Origin of the sequence: Streptomyces sp. NPDC002054 (genome assembly GCF_040296685.1) — a bacterium.
Taxonomy (GTDB): Bacteria; Actinomycetota; Actinomycetes; order Streptomycetales; family Streptomycetaceae; genus Streptomyces.
Genome location: NZ_JBEOXT010000001.1, coordinates 18,491 through 43,453, shown reverse-complemented (window position 1 = coordinate 43,453; position 24,963 = coordinate 18,491). Strand labels below are relative to the sequence as shown.

The following is a 24,963-nucleotide window of genomic DNA, read 5'->3' as shown; positions in this document are numbered from 1 at the left end:
GATCCTGATAAGGTTCCCGGCATGAGCAGCACCGCCCCAAAGAGCGCAGACGCAGAGAGCGCAGGCCCAGAGAGCGCAGGCCCGGAGAGCGCCGACGCCGACCGTCTCCTCGCCGAGCAGTTGCTCCGTCTGACCCGCCGGCTCCACCGCATCCAGAAGCGGCACATCGAGCCGATCGGCATCACTCCCGCCCAGAGCCGCCTGCTGCGCGTGGTCGCCCACGACGAGCGGGGGCAGGCGCCCCGGATGGCCGATATCGCGGCCCGGCTGGAAGTGGTCCCGCGCCAGGTGACCACGCTGGTCGACGGCCTGGAGGCGGCCGGCTGCGTGCGCCGGGTACCCGACCCCGCCAACCGGCGGGTGATCCGGATCGAGCTCACCGACACCGGGCGCGCCACGCTGCGCCGGCTGCGCAACGCGCGAACCGACGCGGCAGAGGAGATCCTGGCTCCATTGACCGCCGATCAGCGCGAGGTGCTCGGCGGCCTGCTGAACGCTCTGGCCGACGTCCCGGCGGAGCGCAGCTGCTGAGCGGAGCGCCGAGCCGAGGGGGCATGCAATGCCGCTGCTGGAGCCAAAACCGGAAGCTCTGCGTCCGCGCACCCTCGGCGGCCCCTCCCCCGACCGGCTGCCCGAACACCGGGCCGCCGGCACCCCCGAGGTGCTGCGCACCGAACTGACCGACCTGCTCGGCGCCGAGAAGGTGCTGTGGAAGGTCTCCGACCTGGTGCGCTACGCCTCGGACGCCTCGCCCTACCGCTTCGTACCCCAGGTGGTGGTGATCGCCGAGGACATCGACGACATCTCCGCCGTCCTCTCGTACGCGCACGGCAGACAGCGCGAGGTGGTGTTCCGTGCGGCCGGCACCTCGCTCAACGGGCAGGCCCAGGGCGAGGACATCCTGGTCGACGTACGCCGGCACTGGGCGGGCATCGAGGTGCTGGAGGACGGCCGCCGGGCCCGGATCCGGCCCGGCACCACCGTCGTACGGGCCAATGCCGCGCTCGCCCGGCACGGCCGGGTGCTGGGGCCCGACCCGGCCAGCGCCCTCGCCTGCACCCTCGGCGGGGTGGTCGCCAACAACGCCTCCGGCATGACCGCGGGGACCACCCGGAACTCGTACCGCACCCTGTCCTCCCTCACCTTCGTGCTGCCCGGCGGCACCGTGGTGGACACCGCCGACCCGCTGGCCGACGAGGAGCTCGCACGCGCCGAACCGGCCCTGTGCCACGGTCTCCTCGCGGTGAAGGCCGAGATCGAGTCCGATCCCGCACTGGTCGCCCGGATCCGCGCCAAGTACGAGATCAAGAACACCAACGGGTACCGGCTGGACGCCTATCTGGACGGGAACACACCGGTCGAGATCCTGCGCGGACTCATGGTCGGCTCGGAGGGCACCTTCGGCTTCCTCGCCGAGCTCGTCTTCGACACCCTGCCGCTGGACCGCGAGGTCTGCTCCGCGCTGCTGTTCTTCCCCTCCCTGCCGCTGGCAGCCGCCGCCGTCCCGCAGTTCAACGAAGCCGGTGCGCTTGCCGTGGAACTGATGGACGGCAACACCCTGCGCGCCTCGGTGGCCGTCGAGGGCGTTCCGGCCGACTGGGCGGACCTGCCCAAGGACACCACCGCCCTGCTGGTGGAGTTCCGGGTCCCCGACGAAGCCGCCCTGGCGGCCTGTGAGCAGACCGCCGGCGCGATCGTGGCGGGCCTGCCCCTGGTCGCCCCGGTTCCCTCGGTCACCAATGCCTTCACCCGGGACCCGCACACCATCGCCGGGTACTGGAAGGCCCGCAGGGCCTTCGTCGCCGCCGTCGGCGGCGCCCGCGCCCCCGGCACCACCCTGATCACCGAGGACTTCGCGGTACCGCCCGCCCGGCTCGCGGAGGCCTGTGAGGCCCTGCTCGCGCTGCAGGCCGAGCACGGGTTCGACGCCGCGGTCGCCGGCCACGCCGCCCATGGCAACCTGCACTTCCTGCTGGCCTTCGACGCCGCCCGGCCGGCCGACGTGGAGCGGTACGCGGCCTTCATGGACGCCTTCTGCCGGCTCACCGTGGAACGCTTCGACGGCTCGCTGAAGGCCGAGCACGCCACCGGCCGCAACATCGCCCCCTTCCTCGAACTGGAATGGGGTCCGCGAGCCACCGAACTGATGTGGCGCACCAAGAAGATCATCGACCCGGACGGGGTGCTGGCCCCGCGGATCGTGCTCGACCGCGACCCGCAGGCGCATCTGCGCGGGCTGAAGACCATCCCGCGGGTGGAGGCGATCGGCGACCCCTGCATCGAGTGCGGGTTCTGCGAACCCACCTGCCCCAGCAAGGACCTGACCACCACTCCGCGCCAGCGGATCGTCCTGCGCCGGGAGATGATGCGGCAGCCGCCGGGCTCCCCGGTGCTGGACGGGCTGCTGGCCGCCTACGGGTACGACGCGGTGGACACCTGCGCCGGCGACTCCACCTGCCGGCTGGCCTGCCCGGTCGGCATCGATACGGGCGCACTGATGAAGGAGTTCCGGCACCATCGGCACAGCGCCCGCGAGGAGCGGGCGGCGGAGTTCACCGCCCGGCACTTCGCCACTGTCGAGAAGGCGGCATGGCTGGCGGTCGCCGCCGCGGACCGGATCAGCGGCCGGATCGGGGACGGGCCGCTGCGGGCCGTGACCGGGGCCGCGCGCAAGGCCGTCCGCCCCGATCTGGTGCCCGAGTGGCTGCCGCAGATCCCGGGCGCGGCTGCCCCCGGGCTTCCCGCGACCCGGCGGGCGGGTGCCGCGGCGGTCTACTACCCGGCCTGCATCAACCGCATCTTCGGCGGGCCGGACGGACGGCAGGGGCCGGACCGGCGGTCCCGGCCGTCCCTCCCCGAGGCGGTGGTCGCGGTCTCGGCGCGGGCCGGAAAGCCCGTGTGGATCCCCCGGGACGTGGCGGGCACCTGCTGTGCGACCATCTGGCACTCCAAGGGCTACGAGGCCGGCACCCGGGTGATGGCCAACCGGATCGTGGAGGCGGCCTGGGGCTGGACGGCCGGCGGACGGCTGCCGCTGGTGGTCGACGCCTCCTCCTGCACCCTCGGCATCGCCCAAGAGGTCGTCCCGTACCTGACCGAGGACAACCGCGCCCTGCACGCCGAACTCACCGTCGTCGACTCGGTGGTGTGGGCCGCCGAGGAACTGCTGCCCGATCTGGACATTCTTCGCACGGTGGGTTCGGCGGTCCTGCACCCCACCTGTTCGATGCGCCATCTGGGGGACGAGGGCGGGCTCCGGGCCGTTGCCGAGGCCTGTGCCGATGAGGTGGTGGTCCCGGACGACCTGGGCTGCTGCGCTTTCGCAGGCGACCGGGGCATGCTGCACCCGGAACTGACCGCCTCGGCGACCGCCCGGGAGGCAGCCGAGGTCACGGCCCGGGAGTTCGACGCGCACCTGTCGGCCAACCGGATGTGCGAAGTGGGCATGGACCGGGCCACCGGCCGCTCGTACCACTCCGTCCTGCTGGAACTGGAGCGCGCGACCCGCCCCTGAACCGTGCCGAAACTGGCCGGTATGCCCCTTGCCGTACGGAAAATCGATTGCCTGACGGCACCCCGGAAGGCGAACCTTGCACGGTTTGAACCACTCACCGAGCCATGGGGCGTCATGCAGATCAGCGATCTTCCGCATCCGGACCCCGGGGTCCCGGATGCTCGTTCAGGCCCCCGCTTCCTGCTCTGGCTCGGGCGCAACCAACTCGGCGGCCAGGTCAGGTGTCTGTGCTGGGGGCTGCTGCACTTCTGCGGCATCGCCGGGCTCCCGTTCGCCGTCGGCATGGGCGTGGAGGCCGTCGTACACCGCGACGGCACCCGGCTGCTCCTGGTGGGCGCCCTGCTCGTGCTGATCGGCATCGGCATCGCGCTGGGCGACACCATGCTCCACCGGACCGCCGTGACCAACTGGATCACCGCCGCCGCCCGGGTGCAGCAGCTGCTCGCCCGCAAGACCGCCGAACTGGGCTCCGCCCTGACCCGGCGGGTGGCCGCCGGCGAGGTGGTCGCCGTGTCCACCGGTGACGTGGAGAAGATCGGCTGGTTCGTGGAGGCGGTGTCCCGTTTCCTCGCCGCCGCCTTCGCCGTCGTGGTGATCTGCGTCGGGCTGCTGCTCTACGCACCTGCGCTCGGTGTGGTCGTGGCCATCGGGGTGCCCGCCCTGGCCCTTGCGGTCCTGCCGCTGCTGCCGCTCGCCACCAAACGGGCCGACATCCAGCGCGAGAAGGCGGGCCGGGCCACCGAACTGGCCTCGGACACCGTGGCCGGTCTGCGGGTGCTGCGCGGTATCGGCGGCGAGGAACTCTTTCTCAGCCGCTACCGCGAGGCCTCCCAGGAGGTACGCCGGGCCGCCGTCCGCAGCGCCCGCATGTGGGCGCTGATCTCGGCGATCCAGGTACTGCTGCCCGGCATTCTGCTGATCACGGTGGCCTGGTACGGCGCCACGCTGGTGCTGGACGGTCGGATCGCGGTGGGTGAACTGGTCGCGGTGTTCAGCGCGGTGGCCACGATGATGTACCCGCTCCGGCACTTCGAGGAGATCGCCATGGCGTACTCCTTCTCCCGTCCGTCGGCGAAACGGGCCGCCCGGGTGCTCTCGCTGGTCCGGACGGAGGGCGGCCCGGCCGAGCAGGCCGAGGCCCCGCAGCCCGGCGGGGACCTGTACGACCCGCAGACCGGACTGCTGGCTCCGGCCGGCCTGTTCACCGCCGTGGTGTGCGGGGACCCGGACCTCGCGGGCCGGCTCGCCGAGCGGCTCGGCGGGCACCCCGCCGAGGACGAGGAGCCGGCGGACCGGCCTTCGGTGCTGCTCGGCGGGGTGGCGCTGGACGACCTCGCCCTGGACACCGCGCGCACCCTGGTGCTGGTCCAGGACAAGGACCCGGTGCTGCTGTCCGGAACCCTGCGCGAGCTGCTCGACGTACCAGCCTCCCGGACGGTCGAGGCCCGGTCGGCGCTGGCCGCGGCCCAGTGCGGGGACGTGCTGGACGCCCTGCTCCAGTCCGCGCCGGACGGGGTCACCGACCCGATGGACGCCCGGATCACCGAGCGCGGGCGGTCGCTGTCCGGCGGGCAGCGGCAGCGGCTGGCACTGGCGCGTTCGCTGGTCACCGACCCGGAGGTACTGGTGCTGGACGAGCCGACCTCGGCGGTCGACTCGCACACGGAGGCGCGGATCGCCGAGGGGATCGCCGGCCTGCGGGCCGGCCGGACCACCGTGGTCCTGGCCTCCTCACCGCTGCTGCTGGACCGCGCGGACCGGGTGGTACTGGTCCACGACGGCACGGTCGCGGCGGTCGGCACGCACCGCGAGCTGCTGCGCGACGAACCTCGCTACCGGGCCGTGGTCACCCGGGAGACCGACGAGGAACAGCGACTGGCCCAACTCGAGGATGCACTCACAGAGATCGAGGAGTCGGCATGATCGGCGTGGCAGCGCCGGAATACGATCCGGCGGCCCCGGAGACCTCCGCCACCCTCCCGGTGGGGACGGCGGCGACGGTACGCGGCTACGTGGGCGGCCTGCTGCGCCGGCACCGGCGGGCGTTCGTCCTGCTGGTGGCGGTCAATGCGATCGCGGTGGTGGCTTCCATGGTCGGCCCGTACCTGCTGGGCGGGGTGGTGGACGATCTCGCGTCGGGGGCGCGCGATCTGAATCTGGGGCGTGTGGGGCTGCTGTTCGCGCTGGCGCTCGTCGTGCAGACGCTGTTCGTCCGGATGGTCCGGCTGCGCGGGGCCATGCTCGGCGAGGAGATGCTGGCCGACCTGCGGGAGGACTTCCTGGTGCGGTCGGTGGGGCTGCCGCCGGGCGTGCTGGAGCGGGCCGGTACCGGCGATCTGCTGTCGCGGATCACCACCGACATCGACCGGCTGGCCAACGCGATGCGTGAGGCGGTGCCCCAGCTGGCCATCGGTGTGGTATGGGCCGGGCTGCTCTTCGGGGCGCTCACGGTGACCGCGCCGCCGCTGGCACTGGCCGCGCTGGTGGCGCTGCCTGTGCTGGTGTTCGGCTGTCGCTGGTACTTCAAGCGGGCGCCGTCGGCGTACCGCTCGGAGGCGGCCGGGTACGCGGCGGTCGCGGCGGCGCTCACCGAGACGGTGGACGCCGGCCGCACGGTGGAGGCGCACCGGCTCGGCCGGCGCCGGATCGCCCTGTCCGAGCAGCGGATCAAGGAGTGGACGGCCTGGGAGCGCTACACGTTGTTCCTGCGGTCGGTGCTGTTCCCGGTCATCAACGTCACCTATGTGACGATCCTGGGGTCGGTGCTGCTGATCGGCGGCTGGTGCGTGCTCCAGGGCTGGATGTCGGTGGGTCAGCTGACCACGGGCGCCCTGCTGGCGCAGATGATGGTCGACCCGATCGGCATCATCCTGCGCTGGTACGACGAACTGCAGATCGCGCAGGTCTCATTGGCCCGGCTGGTGGGCGTCCGGGACATCGAGCCGGACGCGGGTGACCCCGCGGTGGTCCCGGGCGGCCGGGATGTCCGGGCGGCAGAGGTCCGGTTCGGCTACCGGGAGGGTGTGGACGTCCTGCACCGCGTGTCGATGTCGGTGCCGCCGGGGACCCGGATGGCGCTGGTCGGACCGTCGGGCGCGGGCAAGTCCACGCTGGGCCGGCTGCTGGCGGGCATCTACGCGCCACGGGCGGGCGAGGTCACCCTGGGCGGGGCGCGGCTGTCGGAGATGCCGGCGGAGCGGGTCCGCGAGCACGTGGCCCTGGTGAACCAGGAACACCATGTGTTCGTGGGCACCCTGCGGGACAATCTGCGGCTGGCCCGGACGGGTGCCGAGGACGCCGAACTGTGGGCGGCCCTGGGCGCGGTGGACGCCGACGGCTGGGCCCGGGCGCTGGAGGAGGGCCTGGACACCGAGGTGGGCTCGGGGAGTACGGCCCTGACTCCGGCGCAGGCCCAGCAGATCGCGCTGGCCCGGCTGGTGCTGGCCGATCCGCACACGCTGGTCCTGGACGAGGCCACCTCGCTGCTGGACCCGCGGGCGGCCCGCCATCTGGAGCGGTCGCTGGCCAGGGTGCTGGACGGGCGGACGGTGATCGCGATCGCGCACCGGCTGCACACCGCGCACGATGCCGATGTGATCGCGGTGGTCGAGAACGGCCGGATCAGCGAGCTGGGCAGCCATGACGAACTCGTCGCGGCGGACGGCGCGTACGCGGCGCTGTGGCGGTCCTGGCACGGCTGAGCCGTCCGGCTCCGCCTCGGTGGGCCCGTACCCCGACAGGGGTGCGGGCCCTTCGCGTTCCTACGGTGTGGGCCTAGAGGAATCCGAGGGCGGAGGCGCCGCCCACTCCGCCGAGCAGCATGAACACCGGCATGAGGACCTTGAGCTCGACCCAGCTGCCGGCCCGGAAGCGCATTCCCTTGGGCGGGCCGATGGGGTACCAGCGCTTGCCGGCTATCGGGAGGGGCCACAGGATCGGGCATCCGGAGACGGTCAGGGCGTCCCCGATGTCGTGGACCAGGGCACCGAGCATGATCGGCAGTCCCAGCCAGAGGTATTCCTGGCCGGGGCCGGAGAACAGCCAGTCCGAGCCGTTGCCGGGCTGGTCCAGGACTCCGGCGAGTATCCACGCACTGGTGGCGCCGAGCAGCCACACCAGGATGTCGCTGGACATCCGGGCGGCCCGCCACAGCAGTCCCTCGACGGCCAGCACCAGGTGGACGAAGAGCAGGGCGAGGACTCCCCAGCGGTCGGTGGTGATCGCCAGTATCGAGGCGCCGGCACCGATGAGGACGGCCCAGAGCCAGGTGTGGGTCAGCGTGCGGTGGCCGCCGGAGCGCCGGGCGTCGCGCGGCGAGCGGGTGGCCTTGTAGACGTTGTAGGAGATCTTGTCCACGACCTCGCAGAGCCCGCGGGAGAGCGGTCCGAAGGCGCGCGAGATGGTCGCGGACTTGTGGTCGAGGTCCGGTGCGAGGGCCGCGCCGGCGCAGATGAGTGCGCCGACGACCAGGACCGGCCATGGCATCGGGTGTCCCGCGGCTGCGGTCGCCGCTCCCACCCCCAGCCAGGCTGCCGCCCCGGACAGTGAGTGCGCCGGACCCATCATGCTCGTTCCCGCCCCAGTCTGTGGTTGATCGATGACGGCCCAGCGTACCGGCGGTGATCTTCATTCGGCCGCCGGTTCCCTCTTCGGGGCGGAAGCCAGGCAAGATGGGGGCGTGACCCTCATTGATCAGCTTCCGCCGAATGCCGACCCCGATGCCCTCTTCGAGGCTTTCTCCTCGTGGGCGGAGGGCCAGGGCATCGCCCTGTACCCGGCTCAGGAGGAGGCGCTGATCGAGGTGGTCTCCGGCGCGAATGTGATCCTTTCCACTCCGACGGGCTCCGGAAAGAGCCTGGTGGCGGCGGGGGCGCACTTCACCGCGCTGGCCCAGGACAAGGTCACCTTCTATACCGCGCCGATCAAGGCGCTGGTGTCGGAGAAGTTCTTCGACCTGTGCAAGCTCTTCGGGACCGAGAACGTCGGCATGCTGACCGGTGACGCCTCGGTCAACGCGGATGCCCCGGTGATCTGCTGCACCGCCGAGGTGCTGGCCTCCATCGCGCTGCGCGATGGCAAGTACGCCGATATCGGCCAGGTCGTGATGGACGAGTTCCACTTCTATGCGGAGCCGGACCGGGGCTGGGCCTGGCAGATTCCGCTGCTGGAGCTCCCGCAGGCCCAGTTCGTCCTGATGTCGGCGACCCTCGGCGACGTGTCCCGGTTCGAGGCGGACCTGACCCGGCGCACCGGCCGGCCCACCTCGGTGGTCCGCTCGGCGACCCGGCCGGTCCCGCTGTCCTACGAGTACGTCACCACCCCGATCACCGACACCCTGACCGAGCTGCTGCAGACCAAGCAGGCCCCGGTCTACATCGTGCACTTCACCCAGGCCCAGGCGGTGGAGCGGGCCCAGTCGCTGATGAGCATCAACATGTGCTCGCGCGAGGAGAAGGACCGGATCGCCGAGCTGATCGGCAATTTCCGCTTCACCACCAAGTTCGGCAAGAACCTTTCCCGCTATGTGCGGCACGGGATCGGCGTGCACCACGCGGGCATGCTGCCCAAGTACCGGCGGCTGGTGGAGAGGCTGGCTCAGGCCGGTCTGCTGAAGGTGATCTGCGGCACCGACACCCTGGGGGTCGGTGTCAACGTCCCCATCCGCACCGTGCTGTTCACGGCGCTCACCAAGTACGACGGCACCCGGGTGCGGACGCTGCGGGCCCGCGAGTTCCACCAGATCGCCGGCCGGGCCGGGCGGGCGGGCTTCGACACGGCGGGCTTCGTGGTGGCGCAGGCGCCGGAGCATGTGATCGAGAACGAGAAGGCGCTCGCGAAGGCGGGCGACGACCCGAAGAAGCGCCGCAAGGTGGTCCGCAAGAAGGCCCCCGAGGGTTTCGTCGCCTGGTCCGACACCACCTTCGAGAAGCTCATCGGCTCCGAACCGGAACCGCTCACCTCCCGGTTCAAGGTCACCAACATCATGCTGCTGTCGGTGATCGCGCGGCCCGGCAATGCCTTCGAGGCGATGCGCCGGCTGCTGGAGGACAACCACGAGCCCCGCAAGAACCAGCTGCGGCACATCCGCCGGGCCATCGCCATCTACCGCTCGCTGCTGGACGGCGGCGTGGTGGAGCAGCTGGACACCCCGGACGCGGAGGGCCGCACCATCCGGCTCACCGTCGACCTTCAGCAGGACTTCGCCCTCAACCAGCCGCTGTCCACCTTCGCACTGGCCTCCTTCGACCTGCTCGACCCCGAATCGCCTTCCTACGCGCTGGACATGGTCTCGGTGGTCGAGTCCACCCTGGATGACCCCCGCCAGATCCTGGCCGCCCAGCAGAACAAGGCGCGGGGCGAGGCCGTCGGTGCGATGAAGGCCGACGGGATCGAGTACGAGGAGCGGATGGAGCGGCTGCAGGAGGTCACCTATCCCAAGCCGCTGGAGGAGCTCCTGCTGCACGCCTACGGCGTGTACCGCAAGAGCCACCCGTGGGTCGGCGACCACCCCGTCTCGCCGAAGTCGATCATCCGGGACATGTACGAGCGGGCGCTGACCTTCACCGAGTTCACCTCCGTCTACGAGCTGGCCCGCACCGAGGGCATCGTGCTGCGCTATCTGGCGAGCGCGTACAAGGCGCTGGACCACACCATCCCGGACGACCTCAAGTCCGAGGACCTGGTGGACCTGATCGAGTGGCTGGGCGAGATGGTGCGCCAGGTCGACTCCAGCCTGCTCGACGAGTGGGAGCAGCTCGCCAACCCGGAGATCGAGACGGCGGAGCAGGCGCAGGAGAAGGCCGACCAGGTCAAGCCGGTCACCGCGAATGCGCGCGCCTTCCGGGTGCTGGTCCGCAACGCCATGTTCCGGCGGGTGGAGCTGGCGGCGCTGGACCACGTCGAGGAGCTGGGCGAGCTGGACGGCGAATCCGGCTGGGACGCCGACGCCTGGGGCGAGGCGATGGACGCCTACTGGGACGAGTACGAGGATCTGGGCACCGGCCCGGACGCCCGCGGTCCGAAGCTGCTGATGATCGAGGAGGATCCGGCGCACGGTCTGTGGCGGGTTCGGCAGACCTTCGCCGACCCGAACGGGGATCATGACTGGGGCATCAGCGCCGAGGTCGATCTCGCGGCCTCCGACGAGGAGGGCCGGGCGGTGGTCCGGGTCACCTCGGTCGGCCAGCTCTGACCGCCCCGGGACCGCCGCAACCGACAGCAGTGGAGAAGCTCTGATGACGAACCCCGCCGAGAGACTCGTCGATCTGCTCGACCTGGAGCAGATCGAGGTCAACATCTTCCGTGGCCTCAGCCCGCAGGAGTCGCTCCAGCGGGTGTTCGGCGGCCAGGTGGCCGGCCAGGCTCTGGTGGCGGCCGGCCGCACCACCGAGGGCGACCGGCCGGTGCACTCGCTGCACGCGTACTTCCTGCGCCCGGGCATCCCCGGGGTGCCCATCGTGTACCAGGTGGAGCGGGTCCGGGACGGGCGTTCCTTCACCACGCGCCGGGTCACCGCGGTCCAGCAGGGCCGTACGATCTTCAATCTCACCGCCTCCTTCCATCAGCCGGAGGAGGGCAGCATCGAGCACCAGCTGCCTCCTCGTCTGGACTTCCCGCACCCGGACACGCTGCCCAAGGTCGCGGACGAGATCCGCGAGCACCTGGGCGCGCTGCCCGAGGCACTGGAGCGGATGGCGCGCCGCCAGCCGTTCGACATCCGCTATGTGGACCGCCTGCGCTGGACGCCCGAGCAGCTCAAGGACGCCGATCCGCGCAGCGCGGTGTGGATGCGCGCGGTCGGCCCGCTGGGCGACGACCCGCTGGTGCACACCTGCGCCCTCACCTACGCCAGTGACATGACCCTCCTCGATGCCGTGCGCATCCCCGTGGAACCGCTGTGGGGGGTCCGCGGGTTCGACATGGCCAGCCTCGACCACGCCATGTGGTTCCACCGGCCCTTCCGGGCGGACGAGTGGTTCCTGTACGACCAGGAGTCGCCCGTCGCCCATGGCGGCCGTGGCCTGGCCCGCGGCCGGATCTACGACCTCGAGGGCCGGCTGCTGGTGTCCGTGGTGCAGGAGGGCCTGTTCCGTCCGTACGCTTCCCTGAAGGGCTGATTCCGCCGTGCCCACCCCACTCCCCTGCCCCTGTGGGCTGCCCGCCGCCTACCCGGACTGCTGCGGCCGTTTCCATTCCGGGGCCCAGCAGGCGCCCACCGCGGAGCTGTTGATGCGTTCCCGGTTCAGCGCGTTCGCCGTCGGGGACACCGCCTATCTGCTGCGGTCCTGGCATTCCTCCACCCGCCCGGCCGTGCTGGATCTGGATCCGGGGCAGCGGTGGGAGCGGCTGGAGATTCTGGGAACCGAGCGCGGCGGGATGTTCGAGACGGAGGGCGCGGTGGAGTTCCGGGCGCACTACCGGGAGGGCCGGCACGCCGGTTCGCTGCACGAGCACAGCAGCTTCGTCCGGGAGGGCGGCGCCTGGGTCTATGTCGGCCCCCTCTCCCCCGTCGTCTTCGACTGAGCGCGCGCCCCGGTGAGGGCGAAGTCGAGGCTGGTCCGGTACCAGAGGATCTCTTCCTCCTGCTCCGCGCGCAGCAGCCGCTGGGCCACGGCAACAGCGGCCGGGTGGTGCGGATGGCCATGCGGCGGTGGCGGCGCGAGCCCGGCGAGCCGGGTCCGCTCCGCCGGATCGGGCACGGCTTCGTCCAGCTGCTCGCCGGGGAGGACGGAGGCGAGCACCGCCGCGCGCTCCCAGGGATCCGCGGTTCGTCTCAGCAACAGCCCGACGTGCCGGCCACGCCACCGGCGCGGCCTCTGGTCCTCCCGGGCGGCCAGCCGCTCCCGGTCCTCGTCGGGGGCGGCACCGCGCAGCAGGTCGGGGCGGCGGGCGGCGAACTCCTTGAGGTCGTCGGCGAGGTAGAGCCACACCACGGCCCGGTACCGGTTGATCCGATAGCCGACCGGAGTCACATGGCCGCAGCGGGCGAGCCGGGTGAACCGGCCGGGGCTGACGGCGAGCAGCTCCGCCGCGCCGGCTGCCGTGAGCGTCCTGATCTGTTCCCGCAGAGCCTCCGGGAATCCCTGGCCCGCCCTGATCCGGTCGAGTTCCTTCCGGGTGAACCGGTTGGTCCCGGCCGGCCCGGGCGGTCCGGCCCGGACGATTCCGAGCTGTACGGCCCAGGCGAACTCGCCGCGCCGCAAACCCAGTTCCCCCGCCGCCCGGGCGCCGCCCATCATGGTGTCCGCACTCGTCTGCATGCCGGTCCTCCCCTTGCCGCACCCCACATCGATTACTCTGCGTGAAGAACGTAACCCGCTGCGACAACACCCCGCGAGCCCTGTGGACAACTCCGGCGACTCCACGGGGCTGCCTATCCTGGCGCTCATGACGAGCCCCCTGCCCACCTTCGAGGACGTCTCCGACGCCGCCGCCCGGATCTCCGGCCAGGCGCACCGCACACCGGTCCTGCGGTCCCGGCTGATCGACCAACAGCTCGGCGTCCAGGTGCTGTTCAAGTGCGAGAACCTGCAGCGCATGGGCGCATTCAAGTTCCGCGGGGCCTTCAACGCCCTCTCGCGGTTCACTCCGGAACAGCGCCGCGCGGGCGTGGTCGCCTACTCCTCCGGCAACCATGCGCAGGCGGTCGCACTCTCCGCCCGCATCCTCGGCATTCCGGCGACGATCGTCATGCCTCGGGACGCCCCGGCCGTGAAGGTGGCCGCCACCGAGGGGTACGGCGGCCGGGTGGTGACGTACGACCGCTACGGCGAGGACCGGGAGGCCATCGGCGCAGCCCTGGTGGAGCGGCACGGCCTCACCCTGGTGCCGCCGTACGACCATCCCGATGTGGTGGCCGGGCAGGGCACGGCGGCCATGGAGCTCTTCGAGGAAACGGGTCCGCTGGACGCACTGTTCGTACCGCTGGGCGGCGGGGGGCTGCTCTCCGGCACCGTGCTCGCGGCGGGCGCGCTGGCCCCCGGCTGCCGGCTGTTCGGAGTGGAGCCGGAGGCCGGCAACGACGCCCAGCAGTCACTGCGCGAAGGCCGGATCGTGCGCATCCCCACGCCGCACACCATCGCGGACGGCGCCCAGGTCACCCACATCGGTGAACTGAACTTCAGGATCCTGCGGGCCGCCGCGCCGGAAGTCGTCACGGCCGACGACGCCGGACTGGTCGACGCCATGAGGATGTTCGCCACGTACATGAAGCTGATCGTGGAACCCACCGGCTGCCTGGGCCTGGCCGCGCTGCGCACCCATGCGGAGGCGCTGCGCGGCCGGCGCGTCGGCGTCCTGGTCAGCGGCGGCAACATCGATCCGGCCCGGTTCGCCGAACTCCTCGCCGCCCCGGCCGCACCCTGAGCCGCCCCTGACCGCCCCTTGCGCCTCCCTCAGCCTCCGGTGGTGCGCCGCTCCGCCACTCCCAGGTGTTCCCCCACCCGGTTCACCAGCAGTGTCATCTCGTACGCGACCTGGCCGATGTCGGATTCGGCAGCGCTGAGGACGCAGAGGCAGCTGCCGGCGCCGGCGCCCATGACGAAGAGCACGCCCTCGTCGTATTCGACCATGGTCTGCCGGACTTCACCGGCCCGGAAGTGCCGCCCGGAGCCCTTCGCCAGGCTCTGCAGGCCGGCCGATACGGCGGCCAGGTGCTCCGCGTCCTCCCGGGCCAGGCCGGCGCTCGCGCCGGTGACCAGCCCGTCGTTGGAGAGCACCACCGCGTGCCGGACCTGCTGGACCCTGCGCGTCAGATCGTCCAGCAGCCAGTCAAGCTGCTTGTCCAGTGCCATTTGAGTCCCTCCCCCTTCACGCGGTGTTCCCGCCCCGCGTCGTCGTTCCGCAAGCCTTCCCCACCAGGGGCTTTCCGGCAAGGAGGATGTCCTCATGGCGAAGAAGATGACTGAAGAGGAATGGCGGGGGTTCGTCTCGCACTCCACGCGCACCGGCAAGCTGGCGACGGTCCGGGCGGACGGCAGCCCGCACACCGCGCCGGTGTGGTTCGTCCTGGACGGTGATTCCTTCCTGTTCACCACGGGGAAGGAGACGGTGAAGGGCCGCAATCTGATCCGGGACGGCCGGGTCGCCCTGTGCGTGGACGACGACCGGCCGCCGTTCTCGTACGTCGTGCTGCAGGGGCGGGCCGAGGTCGGCGAGTACGACGCCGACCCGGAGGGGATGCTGCGGTGGGCGAGCCGGATCGCCGGCCGGTACATGGGCACGGAGCGGGCGGAGGCGGTCGGCCGCCGCAATGCGGTGCCGGGGGAACTGCTGGTCCGGGTCCGTATCGAGAAGGTGATCTCAGAGTCGGGGGTTGCCGATTAGGCGGCGCCGGCGGAGGCGGCTGCGCAGGCGGGCCGGCCACGGCCGCTTCGGCCGGCCCGGAGCCGGCCGGACGAGCGGGCGGCGGCCCAGGAACAGGCTCCGGTTCAGGCGTCGGCTCCGCCGCTCGTCCAGGGCGGTGAGCGCGGGGTGCTGTTGCCCTCGGCAGTACGCGCCCAGGGGGTCTGGCTCCGACGGGAACGGCAGTCGCTCCCAGACCGTCTGCGCGGCTCCGATCAGGGCGAGCGCGAAGGCGGTGCCCGTCGCGGCCACCCATTCGGAGGCGCCCCGGGGCGCCTCGCTCACGAGGGCCAGCGCCGTGAAAGCCATGAAGGCGATCAAGACGCCGATCAACAGCACGCCCAGGCAGCCGAGACAGCCCGAACCGCCGCGAGCGTCGGGCCGGGGCGGCAGCTGCGCCTCCTGCTCCGCCCGGAAGGCGCGTATTCGCTCCGCGTATTGTGCGTCGCGCTGCACGATCCGGCCGAGCGGGACGGGCTTGGGATGCCGCCGCCGTACGGCCTCCAGCAGGGCGGCGGGCACCGGGTGTCCGGGGACCCGGTCCGCGCCTGCTTCCGTGAGGCGGAGCACGTAGTGGTTGTCGATCTCCAGCAGCCCGGCGAGCAGCAACTCGGCCGCCGCGGCCGGCGCATCCTTGCCGGTCTCGCCCGCCGCGTAGTACGGGTCGACTCCCCCGGCCTCGAGGACCGCTTCGATCCGGCGCCGGCTGCGCAGGCGCCGCATGTGCAGGGTGCCCAGCACCCCGTACACGGCCACCGTGACGGGCAGCACCGCAAGGAAGAGGATGACGTGGTCCATGACCGAAGGCTACGGCCAGACACCCCCTAGGCCGGGTCGGTTTGTGGGGAGACCGAGTCGAGGAGGCGGGCCGTGTGGACGCGGCCTGCGTATTCGACCAGGCGGATCAGCACCTCCTTGCCGGAGTCCTTGTCGCGGGCGTCGCACAGGACCACCGGGGTGCCCTGCTCGAGGTCGAGTGCTCGGGACACCTCGTGGGCGCCGTAGCCGCGGGCCCCGGGGAAGCAGTTGACGGCGACCACGAAGGGGATGCGCCGGTGTTCGAAGTAGTCGACCGCCGGGAAGCAGTCCTCCAGTCGGCGGGTGTCGGCGAGGACCACCGCTCCCAGGGCGCCCTGGGAGAGTTCGTCCCAGAGGAACCAGAAGCGGTCCTGGCCCGGGGTGCCGAACAGGTAGAGGGACAGGCCGGAGCGGATGGTGATGCGGCCGAAGTCCATGGCGACGGTCGTGGTGGTCTTCTGGTCCACGCCGCCGGTGTCGTCGACCAGTTCGCCCGCCTCGCTGAGCAGCTCCTCGGTGCGCAGCGGCCTGATCTCGCTGACCGCTCCGACGAGGGTGGTCTTGCCGACGCCGAAGCCTCCGGCCACCAGGATCTTCAGGGCGAGGGCGGCCAGTTCGTCGTCGGTGGTCTCTGGGGGTACGGAGGATTCAGGGTGTTGGGGTCCCATCACAGCGCTCGCAATCCCTCGATGACTTCACGGAGAATCCGCTCGTCCGGCAGCTGGGCGGGCGGTACGGGGCGGCTGACCCGGACGTGACCCGCTTCGAGCAGGTCGCCGAGCAGCACCCGGACGACGCCGACGGGCAGGTCGGCGTCGGCGGCGAGTTCGGCGACCGACTGCGTTTCGGCGCGGCACAGGCCGAGCAGGGCCCGGTGTTCGGGGCCGAGCAGCGACTCGTCGGAGCCGGTGCCGGCGGGGTCGACGGCGACCAGTGCGATCAGGTCGAACCGGACCCCGTGGGGTCCGGGTTTGGTGCGCCCGCCGGTCATGGCGTACGGACGGACGAGCGGGCCCGCGTCGGCGTCGTACCACTGGCCGTTCATGTTCCGGTCCGTCCTCAGCCCGCGGTCGGGGGGTGCGCCGCAAACCGCGGCGGGGTGTACAGGTGCTCGCCGACCCGTTTGACCAGGCGCGCCATCTCGTAGGCGATCAGCCCGATATCGGCCGCGGCCGAGCTGAGCACGGCGAGGCAGGAGCCGTCGCCGGCCGCAGCGACGAAGAGGAAGCCCTCGTCCATCTCGACCATGGTCTGGCGGACGCCGCCGACGTGGAAGTGCCGGCCGGCGCCCTTGGCGAGACTGTGGAATCCGGAGGCCACGGCGGCCAGGTGTTCGGCGTCCTCGCGGCTGAGCGCGCTGGAGGATCCGACGGCCAGACCGTCGGTGGACAGGACGACGGCGTGCCGGACCTCGCGGACCCGGTGCACCAGGTCGTCCAGCAGCCAGTCCAGTTCGCCCCCGCGGCGGGCGCCGTCGAGGTCGATTCTGCGGTGTTCGATCACGGCTTTTCTCCTTCGCTGCTGTGTGCGTGCGTCGTGGCGTCCTCGGTGCCGCGGGTCCAGCCCGCCCGGTAGGCCGTCATCCGGTCGCGGACCTCTTCGGGGCTGCGGCCGGGCGGGTCCTGCGGGGTGCGGGGGCCGGCCGGGGCGGCGGACCGGTCGGGGGCCTCGCGCAGCTGGGGGACGAGGCTGGCCTGCCGGACCCGCCGGGGCAGTTCGGTGACCTCGGCGAGGGGGGTGGTGGTCTTTGCGGTGGATCCGGTACGGGAGGAGGCCGGGCCGGCGGGGCCGCGCAGCCGGAGGGTGGTCACCGGGGCGGGCCGGGGTACGGGCGCCGGCTCCGGGGCCCGGTCTGCTGCCGGTTCGGGTTCCGCCTTCGGGGCCGGGGCCGGTTCCGGTCGGGGCCGGGGCGGGCCGGCGCCGCGTACGGGTTCCCGTATCGCGCGGGGCTGCGGCGTGGCAGGAACGGACCGGCGTACGGATTCCGGTACGCCGGACACGGCGGCCGGCGCTGGCTCCGGTTCCGGTTCCGGCCTCGGGGCAGCGGTTTGCGGCTCGGTACGGCCCGCCGGGAGCGCCGCCTGGAGCAGAGAGTTGGGCAGCAGCACCACGGCGGTGGTGCCACCGTACGGCGAGGTGCGCAGGTGGACCCGGATGCCGTGGCGGGCGGCGAGGCGGCTGACCACGAACAGGCCGAGCCGGTCGCTGTCGAAGAGGTCGAGCGCCTCGGACTGTTCGATGCGGCGGTTGGCTTCGGCGAGGGTGTCGCGGCCCATGCCCAGTCCGCGGTCCTCCACTTCGAGGACGTATCCGGTGCCCACCGGCTCGCCGCTGACCCGGACTTTGGTGTGGGGCGGGGAGAACTGGGTGGCGTTCTCGATGAGTTCGGCGAACAGGTGGGTGAGGTCGGCGACGGCACCGCCGACGACGGCCGCCTCGGCGAGCCGGCTGACCTCGACGCGCGGGTAGTCCTCGATCTCGGAGACGGCGGCGCGGACGACGGTGGTGAGCGGGACCGGCATCCGCCAGGCGCGGCCGGGGGCGGCCCCGGACAGGATGATCAGGCTTTCCGCGTGGCGGCGCATGCGGGTGGTGAGGTGGTCGAGCCGGAAGAGGTCGCCGAGTTCACCGGGGTCGTCGGCGCGGCGCTCCATGGAGTCGAGCAGGGTGAGCTGGCGGTGCACGAGGACCTGGCTGCGGCGGGCGAGGTTGACGAAGACCCCGGAGATTCCGCTGGCGAGTTCGGCGCGTTCGACGGCGGCGGAGAGGGCGGCCCGGTGCACGGTGGAGAGCGCCTCGCCGACCTGGGCGATCTCGTCCTCGGCGGGGGCCGGGGCCGGGGTCTCGGCGAGGACGTCGATGTCCTCCCCGGCCCGGAGGCGTTCCATGGCGTGCGGGAGTTTGCGGTGGGCGATCTCCAGGGCACCGTTGCGCAGCGACACGAGCTCGATGACCAGGGCCCGGCCGATCCGGACGGAGATGACGAGGGAGGCGGCGACGGCGGCGAGGCCCAGCAGGACGGCGGCTCCGGCCGGGCCGAGGGCGCCTTCGGTGAACGGGTCGGCGCGGTCGGCGGCGTGGTTGCGGGCGGCGGTTTCGAGGTCGGCCATCGCTTGGGCGACGGCGGTGTAGGCCGGTTCCCAGCCGGTGGGGGCGCCCTGGGCCTCGCGTCCGGTACCGGCGGCGAGCACGCGGTCCTCGGCGGCGGTGAGGTCGGCGTAGGAGGAACCGGCCAGGGTGCTCCGCCAAGCCTCGGCTTCGGCGGCGGGCAGGTCGCGGGCGGCGGTTTCGGTGAGGGTGCGGCGGGTTTCGACGGTGCCGGTGAGGTGGCGAAGCGTTTCGGCGGTGCGCTGGCCGGGGGTGGCGAGGAGGGCGTCCTCCCGGGCCAGGAGCTCGCCGGCCCGGGCGAACTCGAGGAGCACGCGGCCGTCGGCGCCGAGGTCCGCGCCGGGGATGCCGGTGAGGGCGCCGTCGGCGGTGAGCGCGGCTTCGATGACCTGGGTGTACGTCTCGTAGGCCGCGACGGGGGTGGCCCGGCGGGCGCCGATGTCGGTGCGGGTGGAGCCGAGGGCTTCGGCGGCCTCCACGAAGGCGCGCAGCCGGGTGGCGGTTTCGGCCGGGTAGTCGCCGGCGTCGGCGACGGTGTGGCCGGTGCCGAGGCGCAGCCGTCGGACGGCGGTGTCGGTGCTGCGGCCCTGCTGTTCGAAGGTGGCGGCGGGTCCCGTGCCGGGGTCGGCCAGGAGCCGGACGGCTGCGCGGCGTTCCGCCTGGAGTTCGGCGACGGCGCGGCCGAGGGGGGTGCGGATTTCCGCGTCGATGCTCTGGATCCGGCTGAGCCGGGCGATGTCCTGGGCGGTGCTGACGGTGGCGAAGGCCCAGAGGGCGAGGAGGGAGACCACGGGGACCATCAGCAGCGCGACGATCTTCGCGCGGACGGTGCGGAGGCGGGCGAGCGCGGGGCCGCGGGCGGTGCGGAGGCCCGCTGCCCGGCCGTCGGGGCGGCCGGGCGGCACGGCCCCGGCCATGGCCCCGGCCCCGATCGCGGCGGCTGCGGCCTCGGCTGCGGATGGCGCCGGGCCTGCGGCGGCCGGCCACCCCGCAGCCTGGCGTCCCCCGGGCTGCGCTTCGGCGGCACGTTCGGGGGCGTACGCGGGGGCGTGTTCCTCGGCGGGCGGCCCGGCGTGGGCCCGTCGGCCGCGGGCCGGGGGAGCGGGCGGCCGGGGCACCGGGTCGGCCGGTCTCCTGCGGGGTGTGCGCATGGGTTCCTCGTTCCGGGTGCGGATTCTGCGGGAGGGGCGACGAAGGTGACAGGTGGGTGGGGGGCCGCCGCCGAAGGCCGGGGGAGGTCCCACGCGGCGGGGGCACCTCCGTGGGGTGCCCCGGCCCCGGACGGAGTCTGGGGAGGTGGCTGGGGAACGTCGGCGACCGACGACAACGCGGCGAGCCGCGGTGCCGGGCGGGCCGGGCGGGCCGGGCGGGCCGTGGTCCGCCGGACACCCCCTAGTGAGCGGTGGCGCGTTCGCCCAGGCGGCGGGCTTGGGCGGAGGCGGCGCGTTCGTCGGCGGTCGGGGAGAGGGCGACGAAGGCGGAGGTGATGAAGAGGTAGGAGCCCAGGCCGACGGCGAGGGGGAAGATGAACTGCATGGCGGTGGCGCCGGGCAGGGCCGCGTCGGAGGGTGCGACGGTGACGGCGACGGCCATCATGCCGGTGTAGTGCATGCTGCTCACGGCGGCTCCCATGACCAGGGAGGCGACGGCGACGGCCAGCGGGGACTTGATGTTGAGCGCGGCCCAGAGGGCTGCGGTGGCGGCGACGACCGCGATGGCGACGGAGATGCCGACGGTGAGCGGGTCGTAGGAGATCCGGCCGTGCAGGCGGAGGGCGGCCATGCCCAGGTAGTGCATGCTGGCCACGCCGAGGCCGGTGGTGAGGCCGCCGAGGACCAGTGCCCGGCCGCGGTCCTTGCCATACCCGACGGCGAAGACTCCGGCGCCGACCACGGTCATGGCGACGAGCAGACTGAGGATGGTCAGCGGCACGTTGTAGTGGATCCGGGTGCCGGTGACGCTGAAGCCGAGCATGGCCACGAAGTGCATGGTCCAGATGCCGGTGCCGATGGCGGAGGCCGCGGTGATCAGCCAGTTGCGGCGGGAGCGTCCGGTGGCGGCGAGCGCGCGGACGGTGCAGCGCAGCCCGAGGGCGGCGCCGATCGATGCCATCACGTAGGAGAGGGCGGGTGTCAGCCAGCCATAGGCTGCGTGGTCCAGGTGTCCCATGGCCAACGGACGCTAGTCCGGGTGAGGTCACGAACAAGGGGCGCATTTCGAAAGCTGCTGGAACTGCTGGGATATGACAGAGATACGTTCGCGTTCGATCACACCGGGTGTCTCTCTGTGCACGGTCCGCAGGGATCGCCCGGGGCGGCATGATGGCCTGCATGAGCGACGACCGGACACACGTACAGGAGTTCTTCGGGGCCCGGGCCGCGGACTGGGACCGCAAGTTCCCCGGGGACGGGCCCGCCTTCGCCGCCGCCGTGGCGGAGTTCGGGCTGCGGCCCGGGGACCGGGTGCTGGACGCCGGCTGCGGCACCGGCCGGGCGCTGTCCGCGCTGCGGGCGGCCGTCGGTCCCGCCGGGACCGTGATCGGGGTGGATCTGACCCCGGAGATGCTGGCCGCCGCGGTGCGCGCCGGGCGGGACGCCGAGGGGGCACTGCTGCTCGCCGACGTGGCCCGGCTGCCGTTGCGCAACGGCTGCCTGGACGCCGTGTTCGGGGCCGGGCTGATCGCGCACCTGCCCGATCCGGCCGGGAACCTGCGCGAGCTGGCGCGGGTGGTCCGCCCGGGCGGCCGGCTGGCCCTGTTTCACCCGATCGGGCGAGCCGCGCTGGCGGCTCGGCACGGTCGGGAGCTCACCCCGGACGATCTGCGGGCCGAGCACAATCTCGGCCCGCTGCTGGCCGGTTCGGGCTGGGAGATGACCTCGTACGCCGACGAGGACGCCCGGTTCCTGGCCCTGGCCGTACGGTCGGCCGCCGTACGGTCGGCCTGAGGCCCGCGGCTGCGACCACTCGGCTCGGGCCCGCGGCTCGGGCCCGCAGCTCCGATCCGCGGCTCAGGCCCGCCGCGGGGCCCGGCCCGGCGTCAGCTCCCCGGCCCGCCGGGCTGCGCGTCGGCCCCCTCGGCGCGGCGCTGGTGCGGGACCGGGCAGCCCCCGCTGCCGGGGACCGGGTGGGTGCCGAGTTCGCCCACGTCGTAGCCGCCGGGGTAGCTCTTGATCTCCGGGTTCTGCCGGGCGTAGTGCGGGGTGCTGCGCGGGGGCAGCAGCCGCACCGCACGGCCGCGCAGCCGGAGCGCTCCCCGGACCAGCTTCCGGACGGCCGGGCGGGGCTGCTCGTACCGGAAGGCCTGCAGCAGCGGCTCGTCGAGGAGGGCCAGGCTCGCGCCGCGCAGCAGCGGGGCGAGCGGGGCGGGGTACCAGGAGGCCATCAGGTCCAGGGTGGCGTCGGCGACCTTGCGACCGCCCTCGTCCCAGCCGAAGTGTTCCTTTTCGTAGGCATCCAGGGTGCTTTCGAACTCCTCATAGGAGGCCGGAATGTCCTTGATGCCCATATGGCGACCGAGGGTGGCGTAGTAGTTGGCGCAGGCCCGCCATTCGTGGGCGGTCAGTGCGCGCCAGCCGTAGGCGTCCAGCCAGCGCTTGGGAATCACCACAAACGTGCACAGGACGTAGCGCATGTCCTCGTTGCTGATGTCGTAGCTGCGGTGCATCTGGTTGATGCGGCGGATCGCGGTCCGCCCGGGGTCGCTCTCGAAGCCGTGCTCCACCACCGCGTCCAGGAGCAGCGCGGTGTCGTCGTAGCGGCGCTGCGGGCGGTCGGTGAACTCGGCGGTCTCGGCGAGCAGGCGTCCGATGCTCGGGACGGCATAGGTGCGGTAGAGGGCGAGCTCCAGGGCGCGGGTGAAGTCCCAGGGGAACTCGTAGGTGGCGGTGAGCCGGTAGATGGTGAGGAAATCCTGGTCGGGGTCGAGGCGGAGGATTTCCTTCAGCCGGTCGTAACGCTGCACCGGGGTCTGCCTTTCTGTGGCGGAGGGCCAACTCTACGTGCAGGCAGCGGCCTTGGAAATCGCCGCTCGCAGGCTCTCGACGTGCGGGTTACCCGCTGGTTAGGGTGCGCCGACGAGAGAACGACCGGGAGGCGATGTGTCCGAGGAGTCCGAGGAATCGGCGGGGTCCGGCGGGACGGGCGAGGGTGCGGAGGACAACGGCTCGCTGTACGTGCTGACCGCCGTACTGCTGACCCCCGCGCAGTTCCCCAGCATCCTGGGCGATGACTATCCGCAGGCGTGTGCGCTGCTCGGCGTCCGGCCGGTGGCGGATGGGTACGGGCTGGTGCTCGGCCAGGACGAAGAGGGCGCCCGCTGGACCGTGGTCATCGACGACGTCTCGCTCGTCGCGATGGCCATCGCCTCCTGGGACTGCGGGATGGAGTACGACCTCTCGCCGGACGAGCGCACCATCGTGGTCTCGCTGGGCGGCTGGCCGCTGGAGCTCGCGGTCGCGGCGCCGGGGGTCCCGGATCCGCACGATCCGGAGCAGGGCGCGGACGGCACCGGCCGGGTGCCGCTGGCACCGCCCTCGGCCGGGGTGTGGGGGGCGGCGCAGCGGCGGATGGGTGCGGACCAGATCGCCCTGCAATGGGGGGACTGGCGGGAGCGCTTCGAGACGGACGGAGAGGCTCCGGTGGCCCATCCGGGTCTGGCCCGGGTGCTGGCGGAGGCACGCGGCTACACGGAGACCCCGCCGCCGCCCGGACGGGTGCGGTCCTCCTTCGCGGGCGAGGAGGCGCGGATGCTGCGGGTGGACGGGCCGGGGTGGTCGCTGGTGGCCCGCACCGACGATGTCGCGTTCGTGCTGTTGGACGAGGAGCCGAGTGGGGTCATTCCGGTGCCGCGGGACGAGGAGTTGCCGGAGCTGCTGGCGGGTCTGGACCGGGTCGCCGTACGGCCGTCCTGAGCAACGAGGTACCACAGAACGAACTGCGAGGGGGAATCGTGCGGGTGGAATGCGATCCGGTGGGAACGGTGGTGGGCGGCCGGTCCGAGGTGGCCGACGACGACTGGGGCGCGGAGACGGCGGTGATCCGGCTGGACGCGGACCGGTTCGGGCCGGAGGCCCTGTACGGGCTGGAGGAGTTCTCGCACATCGAGGTCGTCTTCCACTTCGACCGGGTGCCGGCCGAGAAGATCGAGACCGGAGCCCGGCATCCGCGGGGCAACCCGGACTGGCCGTTGGTGGGCATCTTCGCGCAGCGCGGGAAGAACCGGCCGAACCGGCTGGGCGTGTCCCGCTGCCGGGTGGTGACGGTTGACGGGCTGGACGTCCATGTGGAGGGGCTGGACGCGGTGGACGGCACGCCGGTGCTCGATCTCAAGCCGTACCTGGTCGAGTTCGGGCCGCGCGGATCCCACCGTCAGCCGGAGTGGGCGACCACGCTGATGCGGGACTACTACTGACCGGAGTCGGCTGAGCCGCAGCGGGGACGCGGGCGCGCCGACGCCCGCCGCCCGCCGAACCTCCCGCCCACCGTCGGGCCGGCCCGTACAGTCGTAGCCGGCCCGCGCGGCCGGGGTTGCGCCGCCGGCGACGCGGATCAGACGCGGTCCAGCGCCTCGTGCGGTTCGGGCGGCAGGGTCACGGTGATGGGGTCGCCGGGGCGGATGGTTCCGCCGCGCTGCACCACGCCCATGATCCCGCCCTTGCGGATGATGCGGCCCTCGTTGCCCACGCGGAGGATGGTGCCGCGCGGCAGGCCGAGGAGGTCGATGCCCTCGGTGGTCACGTTCTCACCGAGCCGGCCGGGGGCGGCCTCGAAGCCGGACTCGGTCACCTCGTCGAACAGTTCGCGGTGGATCCCTCCCCCGGCCGGCTTCAGCGGCCTATCTGCTTCCTGTTCCGGGTGACATGCCTCAGCCGACGCCGCTGCGAGGAGTCCAGCAGCAGATAGGCGGCAGTCGGAACTCCGATCAGGACCAGCAGTCCCGGCCAGAACCCGAGCGTCCAGAACAGCACGATGGCGGCCACCACTCCGGCGGCGGCAACCTTCCCGCTTGTCGACATCTCCTGACACCTCTTCCTGCGTCGGCCAACACTCCCTACAACGCACCGGTAGGGCCGGCCGTTCCCGGCGGCGGAAACGGGCGTGAACGTCATCAACGTGACCCGGGTCACGGCCGGGCCGCGCCCGTCGGGGCGGTCGGGTGGGGTACCGTCGTCCGCCCTGTACCCGGTAGTCAAGTTTGAGGA

At 72.5% G+C, this 24,963-nt stretch carries 24 protein-coding genes; 12 read left to right on the top strand and 12 right to left on the bottom strand.

Annotated features, from left to right (window positions below; genetic code table 11):
* Positions 1-21: 21 nt before the first annotated feature.
* From ABT123_RS00200 to ABT123_RS00185, 4 genes are all read left to right on the top strand, one after another.
* Entirely contained in the window at positions 22-531 is a 510-nt protein-coding gene (locus ABT123_RS00200; protein WP_351307337.1) for a MarR family winged helix-turn-helix transcriptional regulator, read from the top strand.
* Positions 532-559: 28 nt separating this feature from the next.
* Positions 560-3,514, top strand: coding sequence for an FAD-binding and (Fe-S)-binding domain-containing protein (locus ABT123_RS00195; protein WP_351307334.1), 2,955 nt, complete (start codon positions 560-562; stop codon positions 3,512-3,514).
* Between the two features lie 114 nt (positions 3,515-3,628).
* Positions 3,629-5,437 carry an ABC transporter transmembrane domain-containing protein gene (locus ABT123_RS00190; RefSeq protein WP_351307331.1) on the top strand — a complete coding sequence of 603 codons (1,809 nt, stop codon included), beginning with the start codon at positions 3,629-3,631 and terminating at the stop codon, positions 5,435-5,437.
* A complete protein-coding gene (locus tag ABT123_RS00185; protein WP_351307328.1) occupies positions 5,434-7,215 on the top strand; it encodes an ABC transporter ATP-binding protein in 1,782 nt (593 codons plus the stop codon). Before ABT123_RS00190 ends, ABT123_RS00185 begins: the two co-directional genes overlap by 4 nt.
* Before the next feature lie 73 nt (positions 7,216-7,288).
* Here ABT123_RS00185 and ABT123_RS00180 read toward each other — a convergent pair whose 3' ends face one another.
* Entirely contained in the window at positions 7,289-8,080 is a 792-nt protein-coding gene (locus ABT123_RS00180) for a metal-dependent hydrolase (RefSeq protein WP_351307325.1), read from the bottom strand.
* A 31-nt stretch (positions 8,081-8,111) separates the two neighbouring features.
* On the opposite strand from ABT123_RS00180, the gene ABT123_RS00175 reads away from it, so the two are divergent.
* From ABT123_RS00175 to ABT123_RS00165, 3 genes are read left to right on the top strand one after another with little or no spacing between them, the layout of a single operon-like run.
* Positions 8,112-10,706, top strand: coding sequence for a DEAD/DEAH box helicase (locus ABT123_RS00175; protein WP_351307322.1), 2,595 nt, complete (start codon positions 8,112-8,114; stop codon positions 10,704-10,706).
* A gap of 43 nt (positions 10,707-10,749) precedes the next feature.
* Complete coding sequence (locus tag ABT123_RS00170) at positions 10,750-11,631, top strand: acyl-CoA thioesterase (RefSeq protein ID WP_351307319.1); 882 nt, start codon at positions 10,750-10,752, stop codon at positions 11,629-11,631.
* 7 nt (positions 11,632-11,638) lie between these two features.
* Positions 11,639-12,037: a YchJ family protein gene (locus tag ABT123_RS00165; RefSeq protein WP_351307316.1), complete on the top strand. Its 399-nt coding sequence runs from the start codon at positions 11,639-11,641 to the stop codon at positions 12,035-12,037.
* On the opposite strand, the gene ABT123_RS00160 is transcribed toward ABT123_RS00165, so the two are convergent.
* Positions 12,001-12,774, bottom strand: coding sequence for a DUF6397 family protein (locus tag ABT123_RS00160; RefSeq protein ID WP_351307313.1), 774 nt, complete (start codon positions 12,772-12,774; stop codon positions 12,001-12,003). The two genes, ABT123_RS00165 and ABT123_RS00160, sit on opposite strands and share 37 nt — an antisense overlap.
* A gap of 127 nt (positions 12,775-12,901) precedes the next feature.
* Between ABT123_RS00160 and ABT123_RS00155 the strand changes: the two genes are divergently transcribed.
* Positions 12,902-13,879 carry a threo-3-hydroxy-L-aspartate ammonia-lyase gene (locus ABT123_RS00155; protein WP_351307310.1) on the top strand — a complete coding sequence of 326 codons (978 nt, stop codon included), beginning with the start codon at positions 12,902-12,904 and terminating at the stop codon, positions 13,877-13,879.
* A gap of 29 nt (positions 13,880-13,908) precedes the next feature.
* Here ABT123_RS00155 and ABT123_RS00150 read toward each other — a convergent pair whose 3' ends face one another.
* Positions 13,909-14,307 carry a roadblock/LC7 domain-containing protein gene (locus tag ABT123_RS00150; RefSeq protein ID WP_150211228.1) on the bottom strand — a complete coding sequence of 133 codons (399 nt, stop codon included), beginning with the start codon at positions 14,305-14,307 and terminating at the stop codon, positions 13,909-13,911.
* A gap of 94 nt (positions 14,308-14,401) precedes the next feature.
* Here ABT123_RS00150 and ABT123_RS00145 point away from each other — a divergent pair, with 94 nt between their 5' ends.
* A complete protein-coding gene (locus tag ABT123_RS00145; protein ID WP_351307307.1) occupies positions 14,402-14,839 on the top strand; it encodes a PPOX class F420-dependent oxidoreductase in 438 nt (145 codons plus the stop codon).
* Here ABT123_RS00145 and ABT123_RS00140 read toward each other — a convergent pair.
* The 6 genes from ABT123_RS00140 to ABT123_RS00115 all read right to left on the bottom strand — a co-directional run bounded on the left by ABT123_RS00140 (position 14,816) and on the right by ABT123_RS00115 (position 20,932).
* Positions 14,816-15,655, bottom strand: a complete 840-nt coding sequence (locus ABT123_RS00140) for a hypothetical protein (protein WP_351307305.1) — start codon at positions 15,653-15,655, stop codon at positions 14,816-14,818. The genes ABT123_RS00145 and ABT123_RS00140 overlap by 24 nt on opposite strands.
* 26 nt (positions 15,656-15,681) lie before the next feature.
* Positions 15,682-16,323: a GTP-binding protein gene (locus ABT123_RS00135; protein ID WP_351307302.1), complete on the bottom strand. Its 642-nt coding sequence runs from the start codon at positions 16,321-16,323 to the stop codon at positions 15,682-15,684.
* Entirely contained in the window at positions 16,323-16,700 is a 378-nt protein-coding gene (locus ABT123_RS00130; protein WP_351307299.1) for a DUF742 domain-containing protein, read from the bottom strand. The genes ABT123_RS00135 and ABT123_RS00130 overlap by 1 nt, the downstream gene beginning before the upstream one ends.
* A 14-nt stretch (positions 16,701-16,714) precedes the next feature.
* Positions 16,715-17,158: a roadblock/LC7 domain-containing protein gene (locus ABT123_RS00125; protein WP_351307296.1), complete on the bottom strand. Its 444-nt coding sequence runs from the start codon at positions 17,156-17,158 to the stop codon at positions 16,715-16,717.
* Positions 17,155-19,914, bottom strand: coding sequence for a sensor histidine kinase (locus ABT123_RS00120; RefSeq protein ID WP_351307293.1), 2,760 nt, complete (start codon positions 19,912-19,914; stop codon positions 17,155-17,157). Before ABT123_RS00120 ends, ABT123_RS00125 begins: the two co-directional genes overlap by 4 nt.
* A 241-nt stretch (positions 19,915-20,155) precedes the next feature.
* Positions 20,156-20,932 (bottom strand): MHYT domain-containing protein, encoded by a 777-nt coding sequence (locus ABT123_RS00115; protein WP_351307290.1) that lies wholly within the window; start codon positions 20,930-20,932, stop codon positions 20,156-20,158.
* Between the two features lie 161 nt (positions 20,933-21,093).
* On the opposite strand from ABT123_RS00115, the gene ABT123_RS00110 reads away from it, so the two are divergent.
* Positions 21,094-21,708 (top strand): class I SAM-dependent methyltransferase, encoded by a 615-nt coding sequence (locus ABT123_RS00110; protein WP_351307287.1) that lies wholly within the window; start codon positions 21,094-21,096, stop codon positions 21,706-21,708.
* A 92-nt stretch (positions 21,709-21,800) separates the two neighbouring features.
* On the opposite strand, the gene ABT123_RS00105 is transcribed toward ABT123_RS00110, so the two are convergent.
* The gene (locus tag ABT123_RS00105) at positions 21,801-22,724 is read right to left on the bottom strand and encodes an oxygenase MpaB family protein (RefSeq protein ID WP_351307284.1); all 924 of its coding nucleotides are present in this window, start codon (positions 22,722-22,724) and stop codon (positions 21,801-21,803) included.
* A 136-nt stretch (positions 22,725-22,860) separates the two neighbouring features.
* Between ABT123_RS00105 and ABT123_RS00100 the strand changes: the two genes are divergently transcribed.
* Together ABT123_RS00100 and ABT123_RS00095 are read left to right on the top strand one after the other, a co-directional pair.
* The gene (locus ABT123_RS00100) at positions 22,861-23,673 is read left to right on the top strand and encodes a hypothetical protein (protein WP_351307281.1); all 813 of its coding nucleotides are present in this window, start codon (positions 22,861-22,863) and stop codon (positions 23,671-23,673) included.
* A gap of 44 nt (positions 23,674-23,717) precedes the next feature.
* On the top strand, positions 23,718-24,173 hold the full coding sequence (locus ABT123_RS00095; protein ID WP_351308167.1) for an SAM-dependent methyltransferase: 456 nt from the start codon (positions 23,718-23,720) through the stop codon (positions 24,171-24,173).
* A gap of 137 nt (positions 24,174-24,310) precedes the next feature.
* Here ABT123_RS00095 and ABT123_RS00090 read toward each other — a convergent pair whose 3' ends face one another.
* Positions 24,311-24,547, bottom strand: a complete 237-nt coding sequence (locus ABT123_RS00090; RefSeq protein ID WP_502970805.1) for a hypothetical protein — start codon at positions 24,545-24,547, stop codon at positions 24,311-24,313.
* Positions 24,548-24,588: 41 nt separating this feature from the next.
* On the bottom strand, positions 24,589-24,777 hold the full coding sequence (locus tag ABT123_RS00085) for a tail-anchor membrane protein (RefSeq protein ID WP_351308165.1): 189 nt from the start codon (positions 24,775-24,777) through the stop codon (positions 24,589-24,591).
* Positions 24,778-24,963: the final 186 nt, after the last annotated feature.